Annotated in this window: 18 protein-coding genes and 1 pseudogene; 5 read left to right on the forward strand and 14 right to left on the reverse strand. The window is 60.6% G+C overall.

Going from position 1 to position 18,673, the window contains the following annotated elements; genetic code table 11:
* Nucleotides 1-59 precede the first annotated feature (59 nt).
* The 7 genes and pseudogenes from KUIN1_RS01085 to exbB all read right to left on the reverse strand — a co-directional run bounded on the left by KUIN1_RS01085 (nucleotide 60) and on the right by exbB (nucleotide 8,560).
* Nucleotides 60-1,367, reverse strand: a complete 1,308-nt coding sequence (locus KUIN1_RS01085; protein ID WP_003313973.1) for a CitMHS family transporter — start codon at nucleotides 1,365-1,367, stop codon at nucleotides 60-62.
* 470 nt (nucleotides 1,368-1,837) lie between these two features.
* Entirely contained in the window at nucleotides 1,838-3,235 is a 1,398-nt protein-coding gene (locus KUIN1_RS01090; RefSeq protein ID WP_011266253.1) for an aminoacyl-tRNA deacylase and HDOD domain-containing protein, read from the reverse strand.
* An 86-nt stretch (nucleotides 3,236-3,321) separates the two neighbouring features.
* The gene (gene recG, locus KUIN1_RS01095) at nucleotides 3,322-5,397 is read right to left on the reverse strand and encodes an ATP-dependent DNA helicase RecG (protein ID WP_003425918.1); all 2,076 of its coding nucleotides are present in this window, start codon (nucleotides 5,395-5,397) and stop codon (nucleotides 3,322-3,324) included.
* 11 nt (nucleotides 5,398-5,408) lie between these two features.
* A pseudogene (locus KUIN1_RS01100) lies at nucleotides 5,409-6,333 on the reverse strand (LysR substrate-binding domain-containing protein).
* A gap of 92 nt (nucleotides 6,334-6,425) precedes the next feature.
* Complete coding sequence (locus tag KUIN1_RS01105; protein WP_003404009.1) at nucleotides 6,426-7,172, reverse strand: energy transducer TonB; 747 nt, start codon at nucleotides 7,170-7,172, stop codon at nucleotides 6,426-6,428.
* Nucleotides 7,169-7,594, reverse strand: coding sequence for a TonB system transport protein ExbD (gene exbD, locus KUIN1_RS01110; protein ID WP_002551495.1), 426 nt, complete (start codon nucleotides 7,592-7,594; stop codon nucleotides 7,169-7,171). The genes KUIN1_RS01105 and exbD overlap by 4 nt, the downstream gene beginning before the upstream one ends.
* Nucleotides 7,595-7,597: 3 nt before the next feature.
* On the reverse strand, nucleotides 7,598-8,560 hold the full coding sequence (gene exbB, locus KUIN1_RS01115) for a tonB-system energizer ExbB (RefSeq protein ID WP_116886700.1): 963 nt from the start codon (nucleotides 8,558-8,560) through the stop codon (nucleotides 7,598-7,600).
* A gap of 209 nt (nucleotides 8,561-8,769) precedes the next feature.
* Here exbB and KUIN1_RS01120 point away from each other — a divergent pair, with 209 nt between their 5' ends.
* Nucleotides 8,770-9,618 carry an SDR family oxidoreductase gene (locus tag KUIN1_RS01120; protein WP_024642282.1) on the forward strand — a complete coding sequence of 283 codons (849 nt, stop codon included), beginning with the start codon at nucleotides 8,770-8,772 and terminating at the stop codon, nucleotides 9,616-9,618.
* Nucleotides 9,619-9,670: 52 nt separating this feature from the next.
* Here KUIN1_RS01120 and KUIN1_RS01125 read toward each other — a convergent pair whose 3' ends face one another.
* The 6 genes from KUIN1_RS01125 to KUIN1_RS01150 form a co-directional block, all read right to left on the reverse strand.
* Nucleotides 9,671-10,408, reverse strand: a complete 738-nt coding sequence (locus tag KUIN1_RS01125) for a lipoprotein (protein WP_003432171.1) — start codon at nucleotides 10,406-10,408, stop codon at nucleotides 9,671-9,673.
* A gap of 54 nt (nucleotides 10,409-10,462) precedes the next feature.
* On the reverse strand, nucleotides 10,463-10,843 hold the full coding sequence (locus KUIN1_RS01130; protein ID WP_003367486.1) for a RidA family protein: 381 nt from the start codon (nucleotides 10,841-10,843) through the stop codon (nucleotides 10,463-10,465).
* Between the two features lie 24 nt (nucleotides 10,844-10,867).
* Nucleotides 10,868-12,973, reverse strand: coding sequence for a bifunctional GTP diphosphokinase/guanosine-3',5'-bis pyrophosphate 3'-pyrophosphohydrolase (gene spoT / locus KUIN1_RS01135; protein WP_003404001.1), 2,106 nt, complete (start codon nucleotides 12,971-12,973; stop codon nucleotides 10,868-10,870).
* 60 nt (nucleotides 12,974-13,033) lie between these two features.
* Nucleotides 13,034-13,297 carry a DNA-directed RNA polymerase subunit omega gene (rpoZ, locus tag KUIN1_RS01140; protein ID WP_003320174.1) on the reverse strand — a complete coding sequence of 88 codons (264 nt, stop codon included), beginning with the start codon at nucleotides 13,295-13,297 and terminating at the stop codon, nucleotides 13,034-13,036.
* 147 nt (nucleotides 13,298-13,444) lie between these two features.
* On the reverse strand, nucleotides 13,445-14,089 hold the full coding sequence (gene gmk / locus KUIN1_RS01145; protein WP_003344442.1) for a guanylate kinase: 645 nt from the start codon (nucleotides 14,087-14,089) through the stop codon (nucleotides 13,445-13,447).
* 13 nt (nucleotides 14,090-14,102) lie between these two features.
* Nucleotides 14,103-14,966: a YicC/YloC family endoribonuclease gene (locus tag KUIN1_RS01150; protein WP_003403997.1), complete on the reverse strand. Its 864-nt coding sequence runs from the start codon at nucleotides 14,964-14,966 to the stop codon at nucleotides 14,103-14,105.
* A gap of 312 nt (nucleotides 14,967-15,278) precedes the next feature.
* Here KUIN1_RS01150 and rph point away from each other — a divergent pair, with 312 nt between their 5' ends.
* Together rph and KUIN1_RS01160 are read left to right on the forward strand one after the other, a co-directional pair.
* Nucleotides 15,279-16,001, forward strand: coding sequence for a ribonuclease PH (gene rph, locus KUIN1_RS01155; RefSeq protein ID WP_003313989.1), 723 nt, complete (start codon nucleotides 15,279-15,281; stop codon nucleotides 15,999-16,001).
* A gap of 21 nt (nucleotides 16,002-16,022) precedes the next feature.
* A complete protein-coding gene (locus tag KUIN1_RS01160) occupies nucleotides 16,023-16,391 on the forward strand; it encodes a DUF4870 domain-containing protein (RefSeq protein WP_024652647.1) in 369 nt (122 codons plus the stop codon).
* Between the two features lie 69 nt (nucleotides 16,392-16,460).
* On the opposite strand, the gene KUIN1_RS01165 is transcribed toward KUIN1_RS01160, so the two are convergent.
* The gene (locus tag KUIN1_RS01165; RefSeq protein ID WP_002551505.1) at nucleotides 16,461-17,240 is read right to left on the reverse strand and encodes an exodeoxyribonuclease III; all 780 of its coding nucleotides are present in this window, start codon (nucleotides 17,238-17,240) and stop codon (nucleotides 16,461-16,463) included.
* 82 nt (nucleotides 17,241-17,322) lie between these two features.
* On the opposite strand from KUIN1_RS01165, the gene pyrE reads away from it, so the two are divergent.
* On the forward strand, nucleotides 17,323-17,964 hold the full coding sequence (gene pyrE / locus KUIN1_RS01170; protein ID WP_003403990.1) for an orotate phosphoribosyltransferase: 642 nt from the start codon (nucleotides 17,323-17,325) through the stop codon (nucleotides 17,962-17,964).
* Nucleotides 17,965-17,974: 10 nt separating this feature from the next.
* Complete coding sequence (locus tag KUIN1_RS01175; protein ID WP_116886701.1) at nucleotides 17,975-18,607, forward strand: DUF4124 domain-containing protein; 633 nt, start codon at nucleotides 17,975-17,977, stop codon at nucleotides 18,605-18,607.
* The last annotated feature ends 66 nt before the right edge of the window (nucleotides 18,608-18,673 follow it).

Raw genomic sequence — 18,673 nt, forward strand, 5'->3', positions numbered from 1 at the left:
CGCAAAAACTCGTCGTCAACGATCAAGTCGACGGCGAGTCCTTGGACAGCTAAAGACGCTTACATGCTGCTATAGAACGGGAAGATGCCCATCAGCAGCGCGGCAACCAGGATGCACATGCACACCAGAATCGCCCATTTCAGGGTGAAGCGCTGGTGGTCGCCGAACTCGATACCGGCCAGTGCCACCAGTAGGTAGGTCGAAGGCACCAAAGGGCTGAGCAGGTGGACCGGCTGACCGACGATCGACGCGCGGGCCATTTCCACCGGGCTGATGCCGTAGTGGGCAGCGGCTTCGGACAGCACTGGCAGTACGCCGTAGTAGAACGCGTCGTTGGACATGAAGAAGGTGAACGGCATGCTCACCAGCGCGGTGATCACGGCGAGGTACGGGCCCAGCGCATCAGGGATCACGGCCAGCAGGCTTTTCGACATCGCGTCGACCATGCCGGTGCCGGACAGGATGCCGGTGAAGATGCCCGCAGCGAAGATCAGGCCGACCACCGCCAGCACGCTACCGGCGTGGGCCGATACGCGGTCCTTCTGGTCCTGCAGGTTCGGGTAGTTGATGATCATCGCGATACTGAACGCGATCATGAACAGGACCGGCAGGGGCAGCAGGCCCATGATCAGGGCGACCATCAGGGTCAGGGTCAGGGCAGCGTTGAACCAGATCAGCTTTGGACGACGCGCATCAGGGAATTGCGAGACGCTGATTTCGCTGTGGTCGACTTCATCGCCCTGCAGGTGCAGTTCACCCAGTCGGGCACGTTCGCGCTTGCCGTAGAAATAGGCAATCGCCAGGATCGCGATCACACCTGCCAGCATGGCCGGGATCATCGGCACGAAGATGTCGGAGGCGTCGACATGCAGGGCACTGGCCGCACGAGCGGTCGGGCCGCCCCAGGGCGTCATGTTCATCACGCCGCCGGCCAGAATGATCAGGCCGGCCATGATGCGCGGGCTCATGCCGATGCGGCTGTACAGCGGCAGCATGGCGGCAACGCAGATCATGTAGGTGGTCGCGCCGTCACCGTCGAGGGACACCACCAGCGCCAGTACGGCGGTGCCGACCGAAATGCGCATCGGGTCGCCCTTGACCATTTTCAGGATCTTGCGCACGGCCGGGTCGAACAGGCCGGAGTCGATCATCAGCGCAAAGTACAGAATGGCGAACATCAGCATCACGCCGGTCGGCGCCAGCTTGGTGATACCTGCCAGCATCATCGGGCCGATCTGCGACGCGAAGCCACCGAACAGGGCGAAGATGATCGGAACCAGAATCAGGGCGATCAGCGCAGTCAGGCGCTTGCTCATGATCAGGTACATGAACGCAATAACCATGGCAAAGCCAAGGAAAGTCAGCATGGGAATACTCCAGACGTAATACGGCTACAGAACGTGAAATGAACGAGTCAGCTCAGCAGATCGGTACGTGGAGTGGGGGCGCAAGGAGAGTGTGGAACGAGAAGTCAGGAAGCATCGGAATCACCATTATTGTTGTTAATTGGGCCTGAAACACCTCGGAATCCGTTCCTGGCTAACCGGTCTTTTTGCCGGAAGTGGGCTGATGCTAATTGGCCAAGCTTTCACCGAGCTTTCATTCGGCAGTTGCGGGAATTTTATTGTCACAGGGTTTATGGGCATGAACAGGAGAGGCACGGATGAGCGAGATACACTCGGGTGGCTGCCATTGCGGCGGGCTGTGTTAGCAACCGGCTTCCCTGACTGCGCCTGGATGAGCACCTGCCGGGGGTTGAAGGCGAGCCTTTCTGAGGTTCGAGGGGAGAGTGCCAAGGTCGGAGCCTTCGGCACTATTCGTACGTTACATCCGCAGGTTACTTGCTGAACTGCGACGCCAGTTCGCGCAGCAGCACTTCGGCCTCGAGCACTTTTTTCACCGATTCGTTGGCTTTTTCGCGCGTCAGGCCCAGGCGTTCGAACAATTCGTCCGGGATATCCTGTTCGGGACCGGAGCCGATACCGTTGGCACGCAGCAGGCGCACCGCCAGATAGACCAGGTTGGCATAGACGTGATGCTCACCCTTGTAGTGCGGGTCGTGCTGGAAACGCAATGCGATGGCGAGCTCATCCGGCATGTCCCAATAGCGCATCAGCCAGGCCCCGATCTGCTCGCGGCTGATACCCAGAAGATGCTGCTCGATAAAGCTGTGGTGCAAATGCGGGTTCACTTCCAGCTGGCGGCAAATCAGGGTGAAGTGCGGTGGAAACACGTGCGCCAGCAGCAGGTAGCCGAAGTTGTGCAGCAAGCCGGCGAGGTAGCTCAGGCCACCCTCCGGCCGGCTGGCGCGCGGAATGGCACGGGTCAGGCCTTCGATGACAGCAGCGGTGTAGATCGATTGTTGCCAGTACGGCGTGGTCTGTTGTGGCTGATCCTTGGGCAGGCTCAGGGTTTTGCCCAGTGCGAGCCCCAGTGCCAGATTGATCACCAGATCGAAGCCCAGTACACGGACGATTGCGTCTTCGACCGAACGAATCTTGCCGGTCGACGCGTAATACGGCGAAGCGGCCCAGCTGACGACTTGAGCAGCCAGTGCGGGATCGGTTTCGACGACGCCGGTGATGTCATCGATGGTTGCATCGGGGTCGACACGCAGTTTGATGATTTTCTGCGCAGTGCCAGCCAGCGGCGGAATCTCCAGAGTCGCTTCCAGACGCTGCTGGATGCGGCGCGCCGTGAAGGCATGCATGGCCTGAGTGATTTCTGCAGGATCGTCGTCAGGACGATCGAGGTTCGGCCGGATCGCCGCCACAGACTGACCAAAGTGCGCGGCGCTGGCCTTGCTCAGCATGCCCTTGAAGTCCTCGCTGCTGATTTCCAGCAGAACACCAGGCTCGCCCGAACCCACCAGCAGTGTTGGCTCCTGAAGCAGGCGCTCGTCGTAAAGGCAGGGTGAGCTGGTCAGCGCCGGGAGACCTGGCAGTACGCGCAGGTTGTGCTTGGTCAGCATGCGCGCCAGCCGCTCGTGTGGCACGGCGGTCAGTTGGCGACCGGTCAGCTCGGTAATGCGGGAGAGGTCGAGCAACTGGCTTTGCGGAAACAGGATAAGCAACGCACCGACAGCATCCTCGACCAGCACGGCCTGCACCTTGCGCGCTGGAGGGAGGTTCTTTTCGTCCACGACTTCGTTGTAGCTGATAGCCAACTTTTCAAGCAACTGCCGGATTACCACCGGCGCATGGTGCGGATCATTGACGTGGGCGACTTCTGTCATGAGCTATGTCCAAATTCCTACATTTTCTGAAGTATAACCACGTTATTCGATTTGGGTCGCACGCGGTTTGCAAAGCATAGTCTGCATCACACCTGGCCATACTGCTGGCCATGACGCAGCCACCTGTCGAGCAGTGGGCTGACGTGTTGCGGCCAGCGCTCCAACAAGGCCTGAGCCGCGTCGCGTACGGCCGGTAGCAGGTCTGCGTCGCGCATCAGGTCGGCGACCTTGAATTGCAGAAGGCCCGTTTGTCGGGTGCCGAGCATTTCGCCGGGGCCACGCAGTTCAAGGTCTTTTTCGGCGATGACGAAACCATCGTTGGTTTCGCGCATGATGCCCAGGCGCTGCCGTCCGATCTGTGAAAGCGGCGGATGGTAGAGCAGCACACAATGACTCACCGCGCTGCCGCGCCCGACGCGGCCGCGCAACTGGTGCAATTGCGCCAGGCCGAGGCGCTCGGGGTTCTCGATGATCATCAGACTGGAGTTCGGCACGTCGACACCGACTTCGATGACCGTCGTTGCCACCAGCAATTGCAGCGCACCTTGCTTGAACTCGGCCATGATCGCGGCCTTTTCTGCAGGCTTCATGCGCCCGTGAATCAGCCCGACGCGCACGTCACCCAACGCGCTGCTCAACTCTTCGTAGGTGGTTTCAGCGGCCTTGCAGGTCAGCTCTTCGGATTCTTCGATCAGCGTGCACACCCAGTAGGCCTGGCGCCCTTCTGCGCAGGCGGCGCGCACCCGCTCCACGACTTCCAGGCGGCGACTGTCGGCAACCAGCACGGTATTGACTGGCGTCCGCCCCGGCGGCAGTTCGTCGAGGATCGAAGTGTCCAGATCGGCGTAGGCGCTCATGGCCAGAGTGCGCGGGATCGGTGTGGCGGTCATGATCAATTGATGCGGGCACATCAGGCCACCAACGCCCTTTTTGCGCAGCGCCAGGCGTTGCTGCACGCCGAACCGGTGCTGTTCGTCGATGATCACCAGCGCCAGGTTCTTGAACTGCACTTCGTCCTGAAACAGCGCATGGGTGCCGACCACCATGGGTGTGCCGCCGGCGATCTGCTCCAGGGACGCGACGCGCGCCTTGCCTTTGAGCTTGCCTGCCAGCCAGGCCACGCCCACGCCCAGGGGCTCGAGCCAGCGCTGGAAGTTGATGTAGTGCTGCTCGGCGAGAATCTCGGTGGGCGCCATCAGCGCCACTTGATAACCCGCTTCCAGCGCTTGCAAGGCGGCCAGCGCAGCGACCACGGTCTTGCCCGAGCCCACATCACCCTGGATCAGCCGCAGCATCGGCTCAGGCTGACTGAGGTCATAGGCGACTTCCTTGCCGACACGCTGCTGCGCACCGGTGGGGGCAAAGCCGAGGTTGGCGAGAAACTGTTTCGGCAGTTTTTTCGCAACGGGCAATGCCGGTGCGCGCTGTGACCGCAGGCTTTCACGCAGGCGTTGCTGGGAAAGCTGGTGAGTCAGCAGTTCTTCGAAAGCCAGTCGGTGCTGCGCCCAATGATGCCCGAGGGCCAGCTCCTCCACGTCGGCATCGGCCGGCGGGTGATGCAGGTAACGGATCGCATCATCCAGCGGGGCCAGCTGATAATCGCGGGCCAGCTCTTCAGGCAGCCAGTCCGGCAGACTTTTGGGGCCGAGCATCGCTAGGCTTTGCTGGCACAACTGGCGCAGACGCTGTTGGGTCAGGCCTTCGGTCGTCGGGTAGATCGGCGTGAGGGTCTGTTCGACGGGCGCGGGCTCATCACCGGTAATCGCCCGATATTCCGGGTGATAGATTTCCAGTCCGGAAGCACCCGGGCGCGCTTCGCCGAAGCAACGCAGGTGCGTGCCACGCTTCATGCTTTCTTTCTGGGCGTTGCTGAAATGGTAGAAGCGCAGACTGACGACGCCGGTGCCATCGCCCAGCCGGACCAGCAGGCTGCGGCGCTTGCCCATCACCACATCGGCACCGCTGACCACGCCTTCGATGACGGCATCCTGACCAGGACGCAGCGCACCGATCGGCACGATGCGCGTGCGGTCCTGATAACGCAGCGGCAGATGGAACAGCACGTCCTGCAGGGTTTCCAGGCCGACCTTGGCCAGCTTTTCTGCCATCGCTTCGCCGACACCCTTGAGCGCCGTGACCGAGACCCTGGAAAGCTCGCTCATTTCTGTTCTGCCTAGCTAGCGACTGTTTTCGGACGTGCCACCGAGCACAGACGTGCAGAGTCAGCGAGGATTTCGATGGCTTTGGGTCTCGGGAAGCTTGCACGCCAGGCGATGGCGACCGTGCGGAAAGGCACGGGCGGCGTCAGCGGGCGGACTTCGATCACGCCGGGTGCGTAATGGTGGCTGTCGACTGCCGACAGCGGCAGGATCGAAATGCCCAGCCCGGAGGCGACCATGTGCCGAATGGTTTCCAGCGAGCTGGATTCTACTGTCGTGTGCTTGGCACCTTCGTTGCCTTTGCCCAGCGTCGGGCAGGCTTCCAGGACCTGATCACGGAAGCAGTGACCTTCGCCCAGCAATAGCAGGCTCTTGTCGTTGAGCGCCGAGGCATCGATGGTCTCTTTCTGAGTCCAGGGATGGTCGGCCGGCATCAGCACAGAGAACGGTTCGTCGTAAAGCGGCAGGGTCAGCACGTCGGCTTCGTTGAACGGCAAGGCAATGATGACGGCATCCAGCTCACCGTTACGCAGCTTGTCGCGCAGCACATGCGTGAAGTTTTCTTCGATGTACAACGGCATCTGCGGGGCGACCCGGTGCAGTTGTGGGATCAGGTGAGGAAACAGGTAAGGACCGACGGTGTAGATCGCGCCGACTTTCAGCGGGGCGGTCAGCTGGTTCTTGCCGGCCTGGGCCAACTCGCGGATACCCTGGGCCTGCTCCAGCACTTTCTGCGCCTGCGCAACAATGCCTTCACCGACCGGTGTCAGGCGCACAGCACTTTTGCTGCGCTCGAAAATGAGCACACCGAGTTCGTCTTCGAGTTTTTTTGACACCCACCGACAGCGTTGGCTGGCTGACATGGCAGCGTTCCGCTGCATGGCCAAAGTGCTGCTCCTGGGCGAGCGTAACGATGTAGCGCAATTCTGTAAGAGTCATAACGTGCGTCCATGAAGTTGCGACCCCAGCATAGCGGGTGCGATCGATAGACGCACGTTATCAGAAGTACTTATGGGTAACAAAAGTACAATTCAGCGTTTATCCAGCGAATAAACGAACGGTGCGAGGATTTCGATAGTGCCGTTGTTGAGGATTTCCTTCGGCGGCTTGGGCAACGGTTGAGCGCGACGGATCATTTCCATGGTCGCTCGATCCAGCGCCGGGCTGCCTGAACTGTTGGCAATCGAGTAGGAAAGCACGTTGCCGTCAGCGTCCACCACGAAGCGCAAGCGAGCAACACCCTGCATGCCACGACGGCGTGCATCCTCAGGGTACTTCTTGTACTTGCTCAGATGACCGAGCAAATCGCCCTGCCAGTTCGGCAATGCGTTGCTGGGTGGCGAAGGTGCAGGTGCAGGCTTGGGAGCCACCGGCTTTGCCGGTTGCGCCGTGGTCGGCGGTGTATCGACCGGCTTTTCGTCGGCAGGCTTTTCCTTGGGCGGCTCAGGCTTCTTCTGCGGCTTTGGCGGCTGCGGTTTGGGCTTGGGCTTCTCGACCTTCTTGGGCACGACAATTTCCGGCTTCGGCGCCTGCACGACTTCCGGCACCGGTGTCGGCTCCTCCGGGGCTGGCGGCGGGGGCGGCTGAACGACCTTGGGCGGTGGCGGCGGAGCGGGTTCGGGCACTGGCGCAAGTTCGACCATCATGGCGGCCGGTGGCAATTCGACAGGCTGCGGGGCAGGCCAGCGAACGGCAACAATGATTGCGATGGCGTGCACGGCCAGCACCAACAACAGACTACCGCTATAGCGCGTCAGTTTTTGGCGCGTACTGATCATTTCTTACCAGCCGTCTCAAGACCTACCAGACCGACCTTCAGGTAACCCGCACCCCGAAGCGTGTTCATGACCTCCATCAGATCGCCGTAATCCACGCCCTTGTCGGCCTGGAAGAAGATCGTGGTGTCTTTCTTGCCCTTGGTGCGGGCGTCCAGCACCTGGCCGATCTGCTCGCGGGCAACCTTCTCTTCGCCCAGGTACAGGCTCTTGTCGGTTTTCACGCTGAGAAAGATCGGCTTCTCGGGTCTGGGCTGCGGTGTGGCGGTGGACGCTGGCAGGTCGACCTTGATGTCCACGGTCGCCAGCGGTGCAGCCACCATGAAGATGATCAGCAGCACCAGCATGACGTCGATGAACGGCGTCACGTTGATTTCATGGTTCTCGGCGAGATCGTCGCCGCCTTCGTTAAGATGCAGGCCCACGTGTTAGCCCACCTTGACCATGTGCGGTTGTTGTTGATTGCGCTCGGACGGCTCTGGCAGATGATCCAGATCGCGGCTGACCAGCAGCAGGACGTGTGCCGAGGCATCGGAGACCTGAGCCTTGTAACCGGCGATGGAGCGGGCGAAGACGTTGTAGATCACTACCGCAGGGATCGCCGCGACCAGGCCCAGCGCGGTGGCCAAAAGGGCTTCGGCGATGCCGGGTGCGACTACGGCGAGGTTGGTGGTCTGGGTCTTGGCGATGCCGATGAAGCTGTTCATGATGCCCCAGACCGTACCGAACAGACCCACGAACGGCGCAGTCGAACCGATGGTCGCCAGCACGCCGGTGCCCATGCTCATGTTGCGGCCACAGGCGGCGACCAGACGCTCGAGACGGAAGCTGACACGCTCCTTGATCCCTTCGCGCTCGCGGCTGTTGGCGGACAGGCGCATCTCTTCGAGGGCGTCATGCACCAGCAGGTGGGCGAGGGTGCCTTCCGTGCTGGCCGTGGCGCTCGCTTCAGTCAGGGAGCGGGCTTTTTTCAGATTGACGATCTCGCCGCGCAACCGGCGCTTGGCACCCAGCAGCTCGAAACCCTTGGAGATCCAGATGGTCCACGTCATGATCGAGGCGATGGCCAGACCGATCATCACCGCTTTGACCACGACGTCGGCATTCTGATACATGCCCCACGGCGACAGGTCATGCGCCATGCCCAGGCTGTTGTCTTCGGTGGCGGGCTCCATGGCCTGCACCGGGGCTGCTGCGTCAGGTGCGGCAGGTGCCGTTGCCGCAGGTGATGCAGGTGCTGTGGAAGTCGCAGGGGCAGCGGTCGGAGCCGATTGGTCCGCGAGCGCTATGGGGACGAATATCAGGCTCAAGACAAGGGCTGCGATACTGCGCCATGCACGAGGCAGGCGAGGCATCTGGGTAGGCGAAGCGATTGATTGAATGCGTTTCATGCTGGCCGGACCTGAGAGGAAAAAAGGGGATGGTTCCAGTGCGTCGCTCGGTGCTGTCGACGCTTACGCGGAACGAATGGGCCGCCATTATTGCAAATCGTTCTTGTTAACAAAAGTAATACAGTATCTTTTTTACATATTCGCCCGAACGCTTGCCTGTCGATGAGCGTTTTTAACGATACTGACACCGCCTTTTCTGGAGATACCGAATGACTGCTCCTTCGCTTCTGATCGCCGGCTGTGGCGACATTGGTTCGCGACTCGCTAACCGCCTGCTGCCTCACGGCTGGACCGTGCATGGGCTGCGGCGCACTGTTTCCGAGCTTCCTGCCGGTGTTCACGGTGTGGCGGGCGATCTGTTCGAGACGCAAAAACCTGCCCAATGGCCTGCTGCAGCATTGGATTACGTGGTGTATTGCGCGACCCCCTCACAACGTGACGAAGCGGGTTACCGGATGGCTTACGTCGAGGGCCTGCGTAATGTGTTGAGCTGGCTCGAGCAGACCGGGCAGCGGCCAAAGCGCTTGATCTTCGTTTCAAGCAGCGGTGTTTACGGTCAGCAGAATGGGGAATGGGTGGATGAAACCTCCGCCACCGAGCCTGGCAACTACACCGGCACGGTGATGCTGGAGGCCGAGCAGGTCGCGCTGAACAGCGGGCTGCCGGCCACGGCGGTGAGACTGACCGGTATTTACGGCCCGGGCCGCAGTGACCTGTCGAACCGCGTCCGTCAGGGGCACAGTGTGAGGATCGATCCGCCGGTTTACGCCAATCGTATTCATGCCGACGATGCGGCCGGTCTGCTGGAGCACCTGCTGCTGGCGGATCAACGCGGCGTTGCGTTGGAGAGTTGCTACCTGGGCGTCGATGACGATCCGGCCGCGCTGGCCGATGTGGTGGCGTGGATCCGTGAGTATCTGGGGGTGACCGAATGGTCAGAGGAGGTCAGCGTGCAGCGCGTGGGCAGCAAGCGTTGCAGTAATGCCAGGGCGCGAGCATTGGGATGGGCGCCGATGTACCCGGACTTTAGGGCAGGTTATGCGGCTTTACTGGGCTAGAGCAGTGATCGATCAGGAGCGCCGTAAAGGGCGCTCCTGATGCCTTAATCGCTTACTGCTGTTCGAGCAACCAGCGACGTGGGCCGGGACGCAGCTCGGGCATCTGGTCCGCACCAGCGTTGTTCACCGCCTGGAATATTTCCAGCTGCTTGCCTTTGCGGGCAAAAATCCACGGGTTGCCTTTCTCGGCTTTCTCCAGCCACATGCTGTCGTATTCGCCGCTCATGGCTGCACAATCGCCAGCCAGACACAGCGCGTAACGATCGTTTTCCGGAAGACCCTGCACACTGCCGTCAGGCATGAATTGCACGGTGCTGCCCTGACCATCACCCTCTACGACTGTCCACTTACCGCCCATGTAGGCGCCATACAGAGCTTTCTCGAAGCTGCTGCCTGGCTGAGCGCCGTCCGGGGCCGGATCTTCGGGTTTCTGGAAGTGCTGTTCAGGGCCTGACTCGCTGGCCGCCTGGACCAGTTCGTCACCCTTGACGCTCAGGTCTTCGAAGAAGTTGCCATAGAAATCGACATGCAGCTTGCCTTCTGCAGCGCTGACGATCTTGCCTTCGCCGAGCTCGAAGCCATTGGAGTAAATGGCCTGATTGGCCTTGGAGTTGATTTTCCACTCCAGATTGGGGCCATTGGCGAGCAGCGCCTGACGCAAGTTGCCTTGCTTGACGGCGGCGTCGATGGCGGTCTGGTTGATCCAGGTGCCGTCCGGATTGCGGTCGGCGTGGCTGGCGCAGCCGCCCATAATGACGGCGAGCAGCGAGATGGCGAGCGCGGAGCGCATAACGGATTCCTTCCTTCAGGGAGAACGGAGCGCAAGGCACGCTCCGTCGGGGATTTATTCGATGACGAGAATCGCGTCCATTTCAACCTGGGCGCCACGCGGCAAGGCCGCAACGCCGATGGCTGCACGAGCCGGATAAGGCTGAGTGAAGTAGGTGCTCATCAGCTCGTTGACCTTGGCGAAGTGGCCCAGATCGGTCAGAAAGATGTTCAGTTTGACGATGTCCTTGAACGATCCGCCCGCTGCTTCGGCAACCGACTTGAGGTTTTCGAAGACCTGAGTGATCTGGGCTTCGATGCCCTCGACCAGTTCCATGGTGCTCGGGTCCAACGGGATCTGTCCGGACATGTAGACGGTATTGCCAGCTTTGATGGCCTGTGAGTAAGGGCCAATGGCCGCAGGGGCTTTATCGCTGGTGATGACAGTCTTGGTCATGAGAACTCCTGATAGTGGGATGGCCTACGCGCGCATCCGGGTGATGCGTGTGACACCGGTCAGGGCGCGCAGTTTCTTGATCACACGAGCCAGGTGCACACGGTCGTGCACGCTGACCACCAGTTGGACCACGCTGATGCGACCATCGCGTTCGTCCATGCTGATTTTTTCGATATTGCCGTCCGCCGCGTTGACGCTGCTGGCCAGCAGCGCGATCAGGCCGCGCTGATGCTCGAGTTCGACGCGCAGCTCGACGTTGAATTCGCCCGTCACGTCCTTGGCCCAGGACAGCTGGATGCATTTTTCCGGGTTGTGGCGGATTTCGCTGATGTTGCGGCAGTTGTCCAGGTGCACGACCATGCCCTTGCCTGCAGACAGGTGGCCGACAATCGGGTCGCCCGGGATTGGCGTGCAGCATTTCGCGTAGCTGAGCACCAGGCCTTCGGTGCCACGAATCGCCAGCGGGCCTTCAGGGCTTGGCAACTGATCGCCTTCGCCCAGCAGGCGGCGGGCAACGACATAGGCCATACGATTACCCAGGCCAATGTCTTCGAGCAGGTCTTCCAGCACTTCGACCCGGTATTCGTTGAGCACCAGTTGAATGCGCTCCTGACCGATCTTGTCGAGGCTGCACTCAAACCCGTTGAGGACCTTGTTCAGCAGGCGCTCACCGAGATTGATCGACTCGGAACGGCGTTGCAGCTTGAGTGCGTGACGAATGTGGGTGCGCGCCTTGCCGGTGACGACAAAGTTCAGCCAGGCCGGGTTCGGGCGTGCGCCTGGAGCGCTGACGATCTCGACAGTCGAGCCACTTTGCAGCGGTTCGGAAAGCGGCGCCAGCCGGCGGTTGATCCGGCAGGCAATGCAGCTGTTGCCGACATCGGTGTGTACCGCGTAGGCGAAATCCACCGCTGTGGAGCCTTTGGGCAGCTCCATGATCCGGCCTTTGGGCGTGAAAACGTAAACCTCGTCCGGGAACAGGTCGATCTTGACGCTTTCGATGAATTCCAAGGAGTTGCCGGCGCGCTGCTGCATTTCCAGCACGCCCTTGACCCACTGTCGGGCCCGGGCGTGAGTGCCCTTGGGCTGCTCGTCGTCGCTGGATTTGTACAGCCAGTGTGCCGCGATGCCGTTGTTGGCCATTTCTTCCATTTCGCGGGTGCGAATCTGGATCTCGATAGGCACGCCATGCATGCCGAACAAGGTGGTATGCAGGGACTGATAGCCGTTGGCCTTGGGGATCGCGATGTAATCCTTGAAGCGACCGGGCAGCGGCTTGTACAAATTATGTACAGCGCCGAGCACGCGATAGCAGGTGTCGACCTTGTCGACGATGATGCGGAACGCGTAGACATCCATGATCTCGTTGAAGGCGCGACGCTTGCCGCGCATCTTCTTGTAGATGCCATACAGATGTTTCTGCCGCCCACTGACGTCGCCTTCGATGCCATCGACGGCCAGGCAATGACTCAGGGACTCTTCGATCTTGTTGACCAGTTCCTTGCGATTGCCCCTGGCGCGCTTGACCGCCTGGTTGATTCGCGAGGAACGCATCGGGTACATCGCCTTGAAGCCCAGGTCCTCGAATTCGATGCGCACACTGTGCATGCCCAGCCGATTGGCGATGGGCGCATAGATTTCAAGGGTTTCCTTGGCGATGCGCCGGCGCTTTTCGCCGGACAGGACTTCCAGCGTGCGCATGTTGTGCAGGCGATCGGCGAGCTTGACCAGGATGACGCGAATGTCGCGCGCCATGGCCATGGCCATTTTCTGGAAGTTTTCCGCCTGGGCTTCGGCCTTGGTCTCGAAATTCATCTGGGTCAGTTTGCTGACCCCGTCGACCAGTTCCGCTACGGTCTCGCCAAATTGGGCGCTGAGCGCTTCCTTGGCAATCCCGGTGTCTTCGATGACGTCATGCAGCATCGCAGCCATCAGGCTCTGATGGTCCATGTGCATGTCGGCAAGAATATTCGCCACCGCGAGGGGATGGGTGACGTAGGCTTCACCGCTGCGACGGCGTTGGCCATCGTGGGCTTGTTCGGCGTAGAAATACGCTCGGCGGACCAGATTGACCTGGTCCTTGCCGAGGTAGGCCGACAGTCTGTCGGCGAGGGCGTCTATGCTCGGCAAGGCGCTACCCCTTGCCAATGGCTTTTACCCTGCGCCGTACTACGTCGACCTGGCATAGGCTTAGACGGCCTCGTTGGACTCGTCCTCGAACGCTGCGAACAATGGTTCATCTTCAACGATTTCAGCTTCTGCGATTACCGAGTAATCCATCACGCCAGCTGCGATTTCACGCAGGGCCATAACGGTAGGCTTATCGTTTTCCCAGGCCAGCTTTGGTTCTTTGCCGCCGGTTGCCAGTTGACGGGCACGCTTGGTAGAGAGCATGACCAGCTCAAAGCGGTTATCCACGTGTTCTAGGCAGTCTTCAACGGTTACGCGGGCCATGGGTATTCCTCGTAGCAAATGCGGATGCGCGATGCCCGGATGGGCGAGCGGACTTGGTAGTTTACAAGCGGACAGCACCAGTCATCAAGCGGCATGCCACCAACGGCATGCTTTTAACCTGTTGCCTGATGTCTGGAAACGTTTCGATCAAGCCAGCAACTCCTGAAAAAGCTCGCTGTATTGCTCTTGCTGGTGCTGTTGAGTCAGGCGGTTGGCGCGGAAAATCGCCTTGAGGTCTTCCAGCGCGCCGGCAAAGTCGTCATTGACCACGACGTACTCATACTCGTTGTAGTGGCTCATTTCGCTGACCGCTTCACGCATCCGCGCTTCGATGATCTCGTCGCTATCCTGGCCGCGATTGGTCAGGCGCTGGCGCAAGGCCTGCTGGGTCGGCGGCAAAATGAAGATGGAACGGGCCTGCGGCATCTGCGCACGAACCTGGCGCGCACCCTGCCAGTCGATTTCCAGAATCAGGTCGTGGCCTTCGTCCAGCGTCTGCTGCAAGTGGCTCTGCGACGTGCCGTACAGGTTGCCGAAGACCTCGGCCTGTTCGAGAAAGTCGCCGTGCTCGATCATGCTCAGGAACGTGGCACGATCGACGAAGTTGTAGTTCACACCGTCCACTTCGCCGGGGCGCATGGCGCGCGTGGTGTGCGAGACAGAGACGCGAATCTTTGCCTGCGCGCCGTGCTGAGGCTCTTGCTGAGCGTCCATCAGCGCCTTGACCAGACTGGTCTTGCCCGCGCCGGACGGAGCGGAAATGATGTACAGGGTGCCAGTGATATGGGTCATGTCAGGTTTAGCCTTACTCAATATTCTGCACTTGCTCACGCATCTGCTCGATCAACACTTTGAGGTTGACGGCAGCCTGCGTGCTGCGTGGGTCAAAGGCCTTGGAGCCCAGTGTATTCGCTTCGCGGTTAAGCTCTTGCATCAGGAAATCAAGACGGCGTCCTGCCTGGCCGCCAGCCTTGAGTACGCGACGCACTTCGGTGACGTGGGTGCTGAGGCGGTCCAGTTCTTCGGCGACATCGCTTTTCTGTGCCAGCAGGACCATTTCCTGCTCCAGACGCTGAGGGTCGAGCTCGGCTTTCATGTCGGCAAAGCGATCCAGCACCTTCTGACGCTGGGTTGCGAGCATCTGTGGCACCAGCGTGCGCAAGGTGGCGACTTCTTCGACGATGGAGGACAGACGCTCGTCGAGCAGCCGCGCCAGGTCTGCGCCTTCGCGCCCGCGCCCGCTTTTCAATTCGGTCAGCGCATCATTGAACAGTTTCAGGGCCTCGGTGTTCAACACCTGCGGATCGTTGGCATCGGCGACCAGCACGCCCGGCCATGCCAGCACCTCGAGCGGGTTCAATGCAGCAGGCTGTTTGATCAAGCCGGCAACCGACTCGGCTGCGGCGACCAATTGGCCTGCGCGTTCAAGGTCCACCTGCAGCGGCTTGCCGGCGGTTTCCTCGACAAAGCGCAGTGTGCATTCGACCTTGCCGCGCGACAGGCCCTGACGCAGTGCTTCGCGAATCGCGCCTTCCAGATCGCGGAACGACTCCGGCAGGCGCAGGTGTGGCTCAAGATAGCGGTGGTTGACCGAGCGCAGTTCCCAGCTCAGTGTGCCCTGGGCACCGGCCCGCTCTACTCGGGCAAAGGCAGTCATGCTGTGCACCATGGGAAATACCTCTTGGTTCGCTTTCAAAGCGTGGTTCGGTTCATGAACGCGCAGAAATGGCGGTCATGGGCGTCGTGAAAGCCGGCTGGCTGTAGAGGCGCAGGATTGTAGCGCAGTGCGGCGCAGGCTCCCAATCCGACAGTGTGACAGGTGACGCAAGGCGTTGTTTTACCCCGTATCTGCGCGTCGAAAGCCTTGATCCAGGGCCTTCTGGTTGCGCGGGATCGGCATTGACGGCTTTTAGAGATGCCCAGCGGCAGCTGTGGCCTCTATAATGCTCAGCAGTTTTCCGTCTCAGTACAGGTATCCCAGATGAAACGTCCAAGTGGTCGCGCCGCCGATCAGCTCCGCTCGATCCGCATCACCCGCAACTACACCAAACACGCCGAGGGTTCTGTACTGGTCGAGTTTGGTGATACCAAGGTGATTTGCACCGTCAGCGTCGAAAACGGCGTACCACGCTTTCTCAAAGGCCAGGGCCAGGGTTGGCTGACTGCCGAATACGGCATGCTGCCACGTGCTACCGGCGAGCGTAACCAGCGCGAAGCCAGCCGTGGCAAGCAGGGTGGTCGTACACTCGAAATCCAGCGCCTGATCGGTCGTTCACTGCGCGCTGCGCTGGACATGTCCAAGCTGGGCGACGTCACCCTGTACGTCGATTGCGATGTCATTCAGGCTGACGGCGGCACTCGCACCGCGTCCATTACCGGTGCGATGGTGGCCCTGGCCGATGCGCTGAAGGTGATCAAGAAGCGCGGCGGCCTGAAAGGCGGCGACCCGCTCAAGCAGATGATCGCGGCTGTTTCGGTCGGCATGTATCAGGGCGAGCCGGTGCTCGACCTGGACTACCTCGAAGACTCGGCTGCCGAGACCGACCTGAACGTGGTCATGACCAGTGCAGGCGGTTTCATTGAAGTTCAGGGCACCGCCGAAGGCGCGCCATTCCAGCCGGAAGAGCTGAACGCGATGCTCGCGCTGGCGCAGAAAGGCATGACCGAATTGTTTGAATTGCAGCGCGCCGCGTTGGCCGACTGATACCCACAAGGGGGTCCGATAATGAGTGACAGCTTGCAACCGTTCAGCAAACCGCCGCAAAGCGCTCGCCAGTGGGCGATGTTCTGTCACTTGTCGGCGTTTGCCGGGCTGATGTTTCCATTCGGCAATCTGCTGGGCCCGCTGATTATCTGGCAGTTGAAGAAAGACTCCGATCCGTTTATCGACGCGCAAGGCAAGGAAGCGCTGAATTTTCAGATCACAGTCGCCATCGCGGCCACCGTCAGCATGCTGCTGGTGGTGCTGATCATCGGCTTTGCGTTACTGACGCTGGTGGGCATCGGTGCCGCAGTGCTGGCGATCATTGCCGGGATAAAAGCCAATGACGGCGTCAATTATCGCTATCCGTTCACCTTGCGCCTGATCAAGTAGCATCACTTCAGGCAACGCAAAAAGCCGACTTCAAGTCGGCTTTTTCGTGTTCGCTGCCTTGCCTGGCTATCAGATAGTCAGGGTCCAGTCGTAATCCACGATCAACGGCGCGTGCTGCGAGAAGCGCGGCTGGCGTGGCAGACGGGCGCTGCGCACGAAGCGGCGCAGGCCAGGGGTCAGGATCTGATAATCGAAGCGCCAACCCAGGTTCAGCATCTCGGCCTGTTCGTTATCCGGCCACCAGCTGTACTGATCACCTTCACGGCTGACTTCACGCAGGGCATCGACGTAGCCCATGGTGCCGACGATTTCGTCCATCCAGGCGCGTTCGGGCGCGAGGAAGCCGGGCGACTGCTGGCTGTCGCGCCAGTTCTTGATATCGAGCTTCTGCTGCGCCACATAGAGCGATCCGCAGTAGATGTATTCGCGACGCTTGCGGCGCTGCTTGTCCATGTACTTGCCGAAATCGTCCATGAGCTTGAATTTCTGATTCAGGTCTTCATCGCCATTCATCCCGGACGGAAAGAGCAGGGTAGCGATACTGACCTTGTCGAAATCTGCTTGCAGGTAGCGCCCGTAGCGGTCGGCTGTCTCGAAGCCGAGGCCGCTGATTACCGCCTTCGGCTGCAACCGCGAATACAGCGCCACACCACCCTGAGCGGGAACCTCGGCTTCGCAGGCATAGAGGAAGTAACCATCCAGCTGAAAGGCTGGATCGTCCAGTTCAAAGGTGGAGGCGCGGGTGTCCTGTAAGCAGATGACGTCGGCATTCTGAGCTTGCAGCCAGCTGAGCAAACCACGCTCGACCGCAGCCTGAATGCCATTTACGTTCACACTGATGATCCGCATAAATGGCCCCAAAAATCACGTGCGTGTATGATACCCGAGCTCTACCTAATTAGCTAAATCCGTGGTATTCGGAGCTTTTTTCATGCAGGCGTATCAACGCGATTTCATTCGTTTTGCCATCGATCGCGGTGTTCTGCGCTTCGGTGAGTTCACTCTCAAGTCCGGGCGCACCAGCCCGTACTTCTTCAATGCGGGGCTGTTCAACACCGGTTCCGCACTGGCACAACTGGGGCGTTTCTACGCAGCCGCCGTGGTTGAAAGCGGTATTGCCTTCGACGTTCTGTTCGGTCCGGCCTACAAGGGCATTCCGCTCGCATCGGCCACTGCCGTGGCGCTGGCCGAGCATCATGACCGTGATCTGCCGTGGTGTTTCAACCGCAAGGAAGCCAAGGCGCACGGCGAGGGCGGCAGTCTGGTGGGCTCGCCGCTGGCGGGGAATGTGCTGATTATCGACGACGTGATCACTGCGGGCACCGCGATCCGTGAAGTCATGCAGATCATCAAGGACCAGGACGCGACAGCTGCGGGCGTGCTGATCGCGCTCAATCGTCAGGAGCGCGGCAATGGCGAGCTGTCGGCGATTCAGGAAGTCGAACGTGACTTCGGGATTCCGGTGGTGAGTATCGTGTCGCTGAATCAGGTACTCGAGTTCCTGGCCGACGACCCGCAGCTCAAGCAGCATCTGCCTGCTGTCGAAGCCTATCGCGCGCAATTCGGAATCTGAGGACGTGCCCATGGCAGTCGGCAGCAGGGCACGGTTTTCGGTTTCAGGCACGCCGAGCGTTTTGCGGGGCTTGCTGGCTGTCGTCATGCTTGTGCCCATGCTCGCTCGGGCTGCCGACGCACCTGAGCCACGGCTTTATCGCTACGTCGATAGCCGCGGGGTGACGGTGATCGACACGCAAGGCGTGCCGCCCGACTACGTTGCCAAAGGTTATGAAGTGCTCAACAGTCGTGGCCGGGTGGTTCAGGTTGTGCCGCCCGCGCCTACGGCCGAGCAGATTCGCCAGTCCGAAGCGGACAAACGCCAGGCCGCCGCCGATGCGCAACTGCTGAGCCTGTACAGCAGCGTCGCTGAAGTGGATCGCATGAAGGCCCGCAAACTGGCCGAGCTGGACGCGCTGGTTGGCGTTGCCCAGGGCAACATTCAGGGGCTGGCGGCGCAGCAGCGCAGTCTGCAAGGCCAGGCCGCCGACCTTGAGCGTGCAGGACGTCCGGTTCAGCAGGCGCTTGTCGATCAACTGAACGACTTGCGCGATCAGCAGCAGAAACTGCAAGCCGATATCGCCGGGTATCAGGCCGCACGCGTAAAGGCCGAAGCAGACTTCGCCGTGGACCGCGCCCGCGTCCAGCGGCTGACTCAATGACAGGACGCAGAGCGTCCAGAGCGGCATACCCACGCGAAGTTTGGTCGGACACTATCGTCATGCCCG

This window comes from Pseudomonas sp. KUIN-1 (assembly GCF_009176725.1).
Lineage (GTDB): Bacteria > Pseudomonadota > Gammaproteobacteria > Pseudomonadales > Pseudomonadaceae > Aquipseudomonas > Aquipseudomonas fragariae.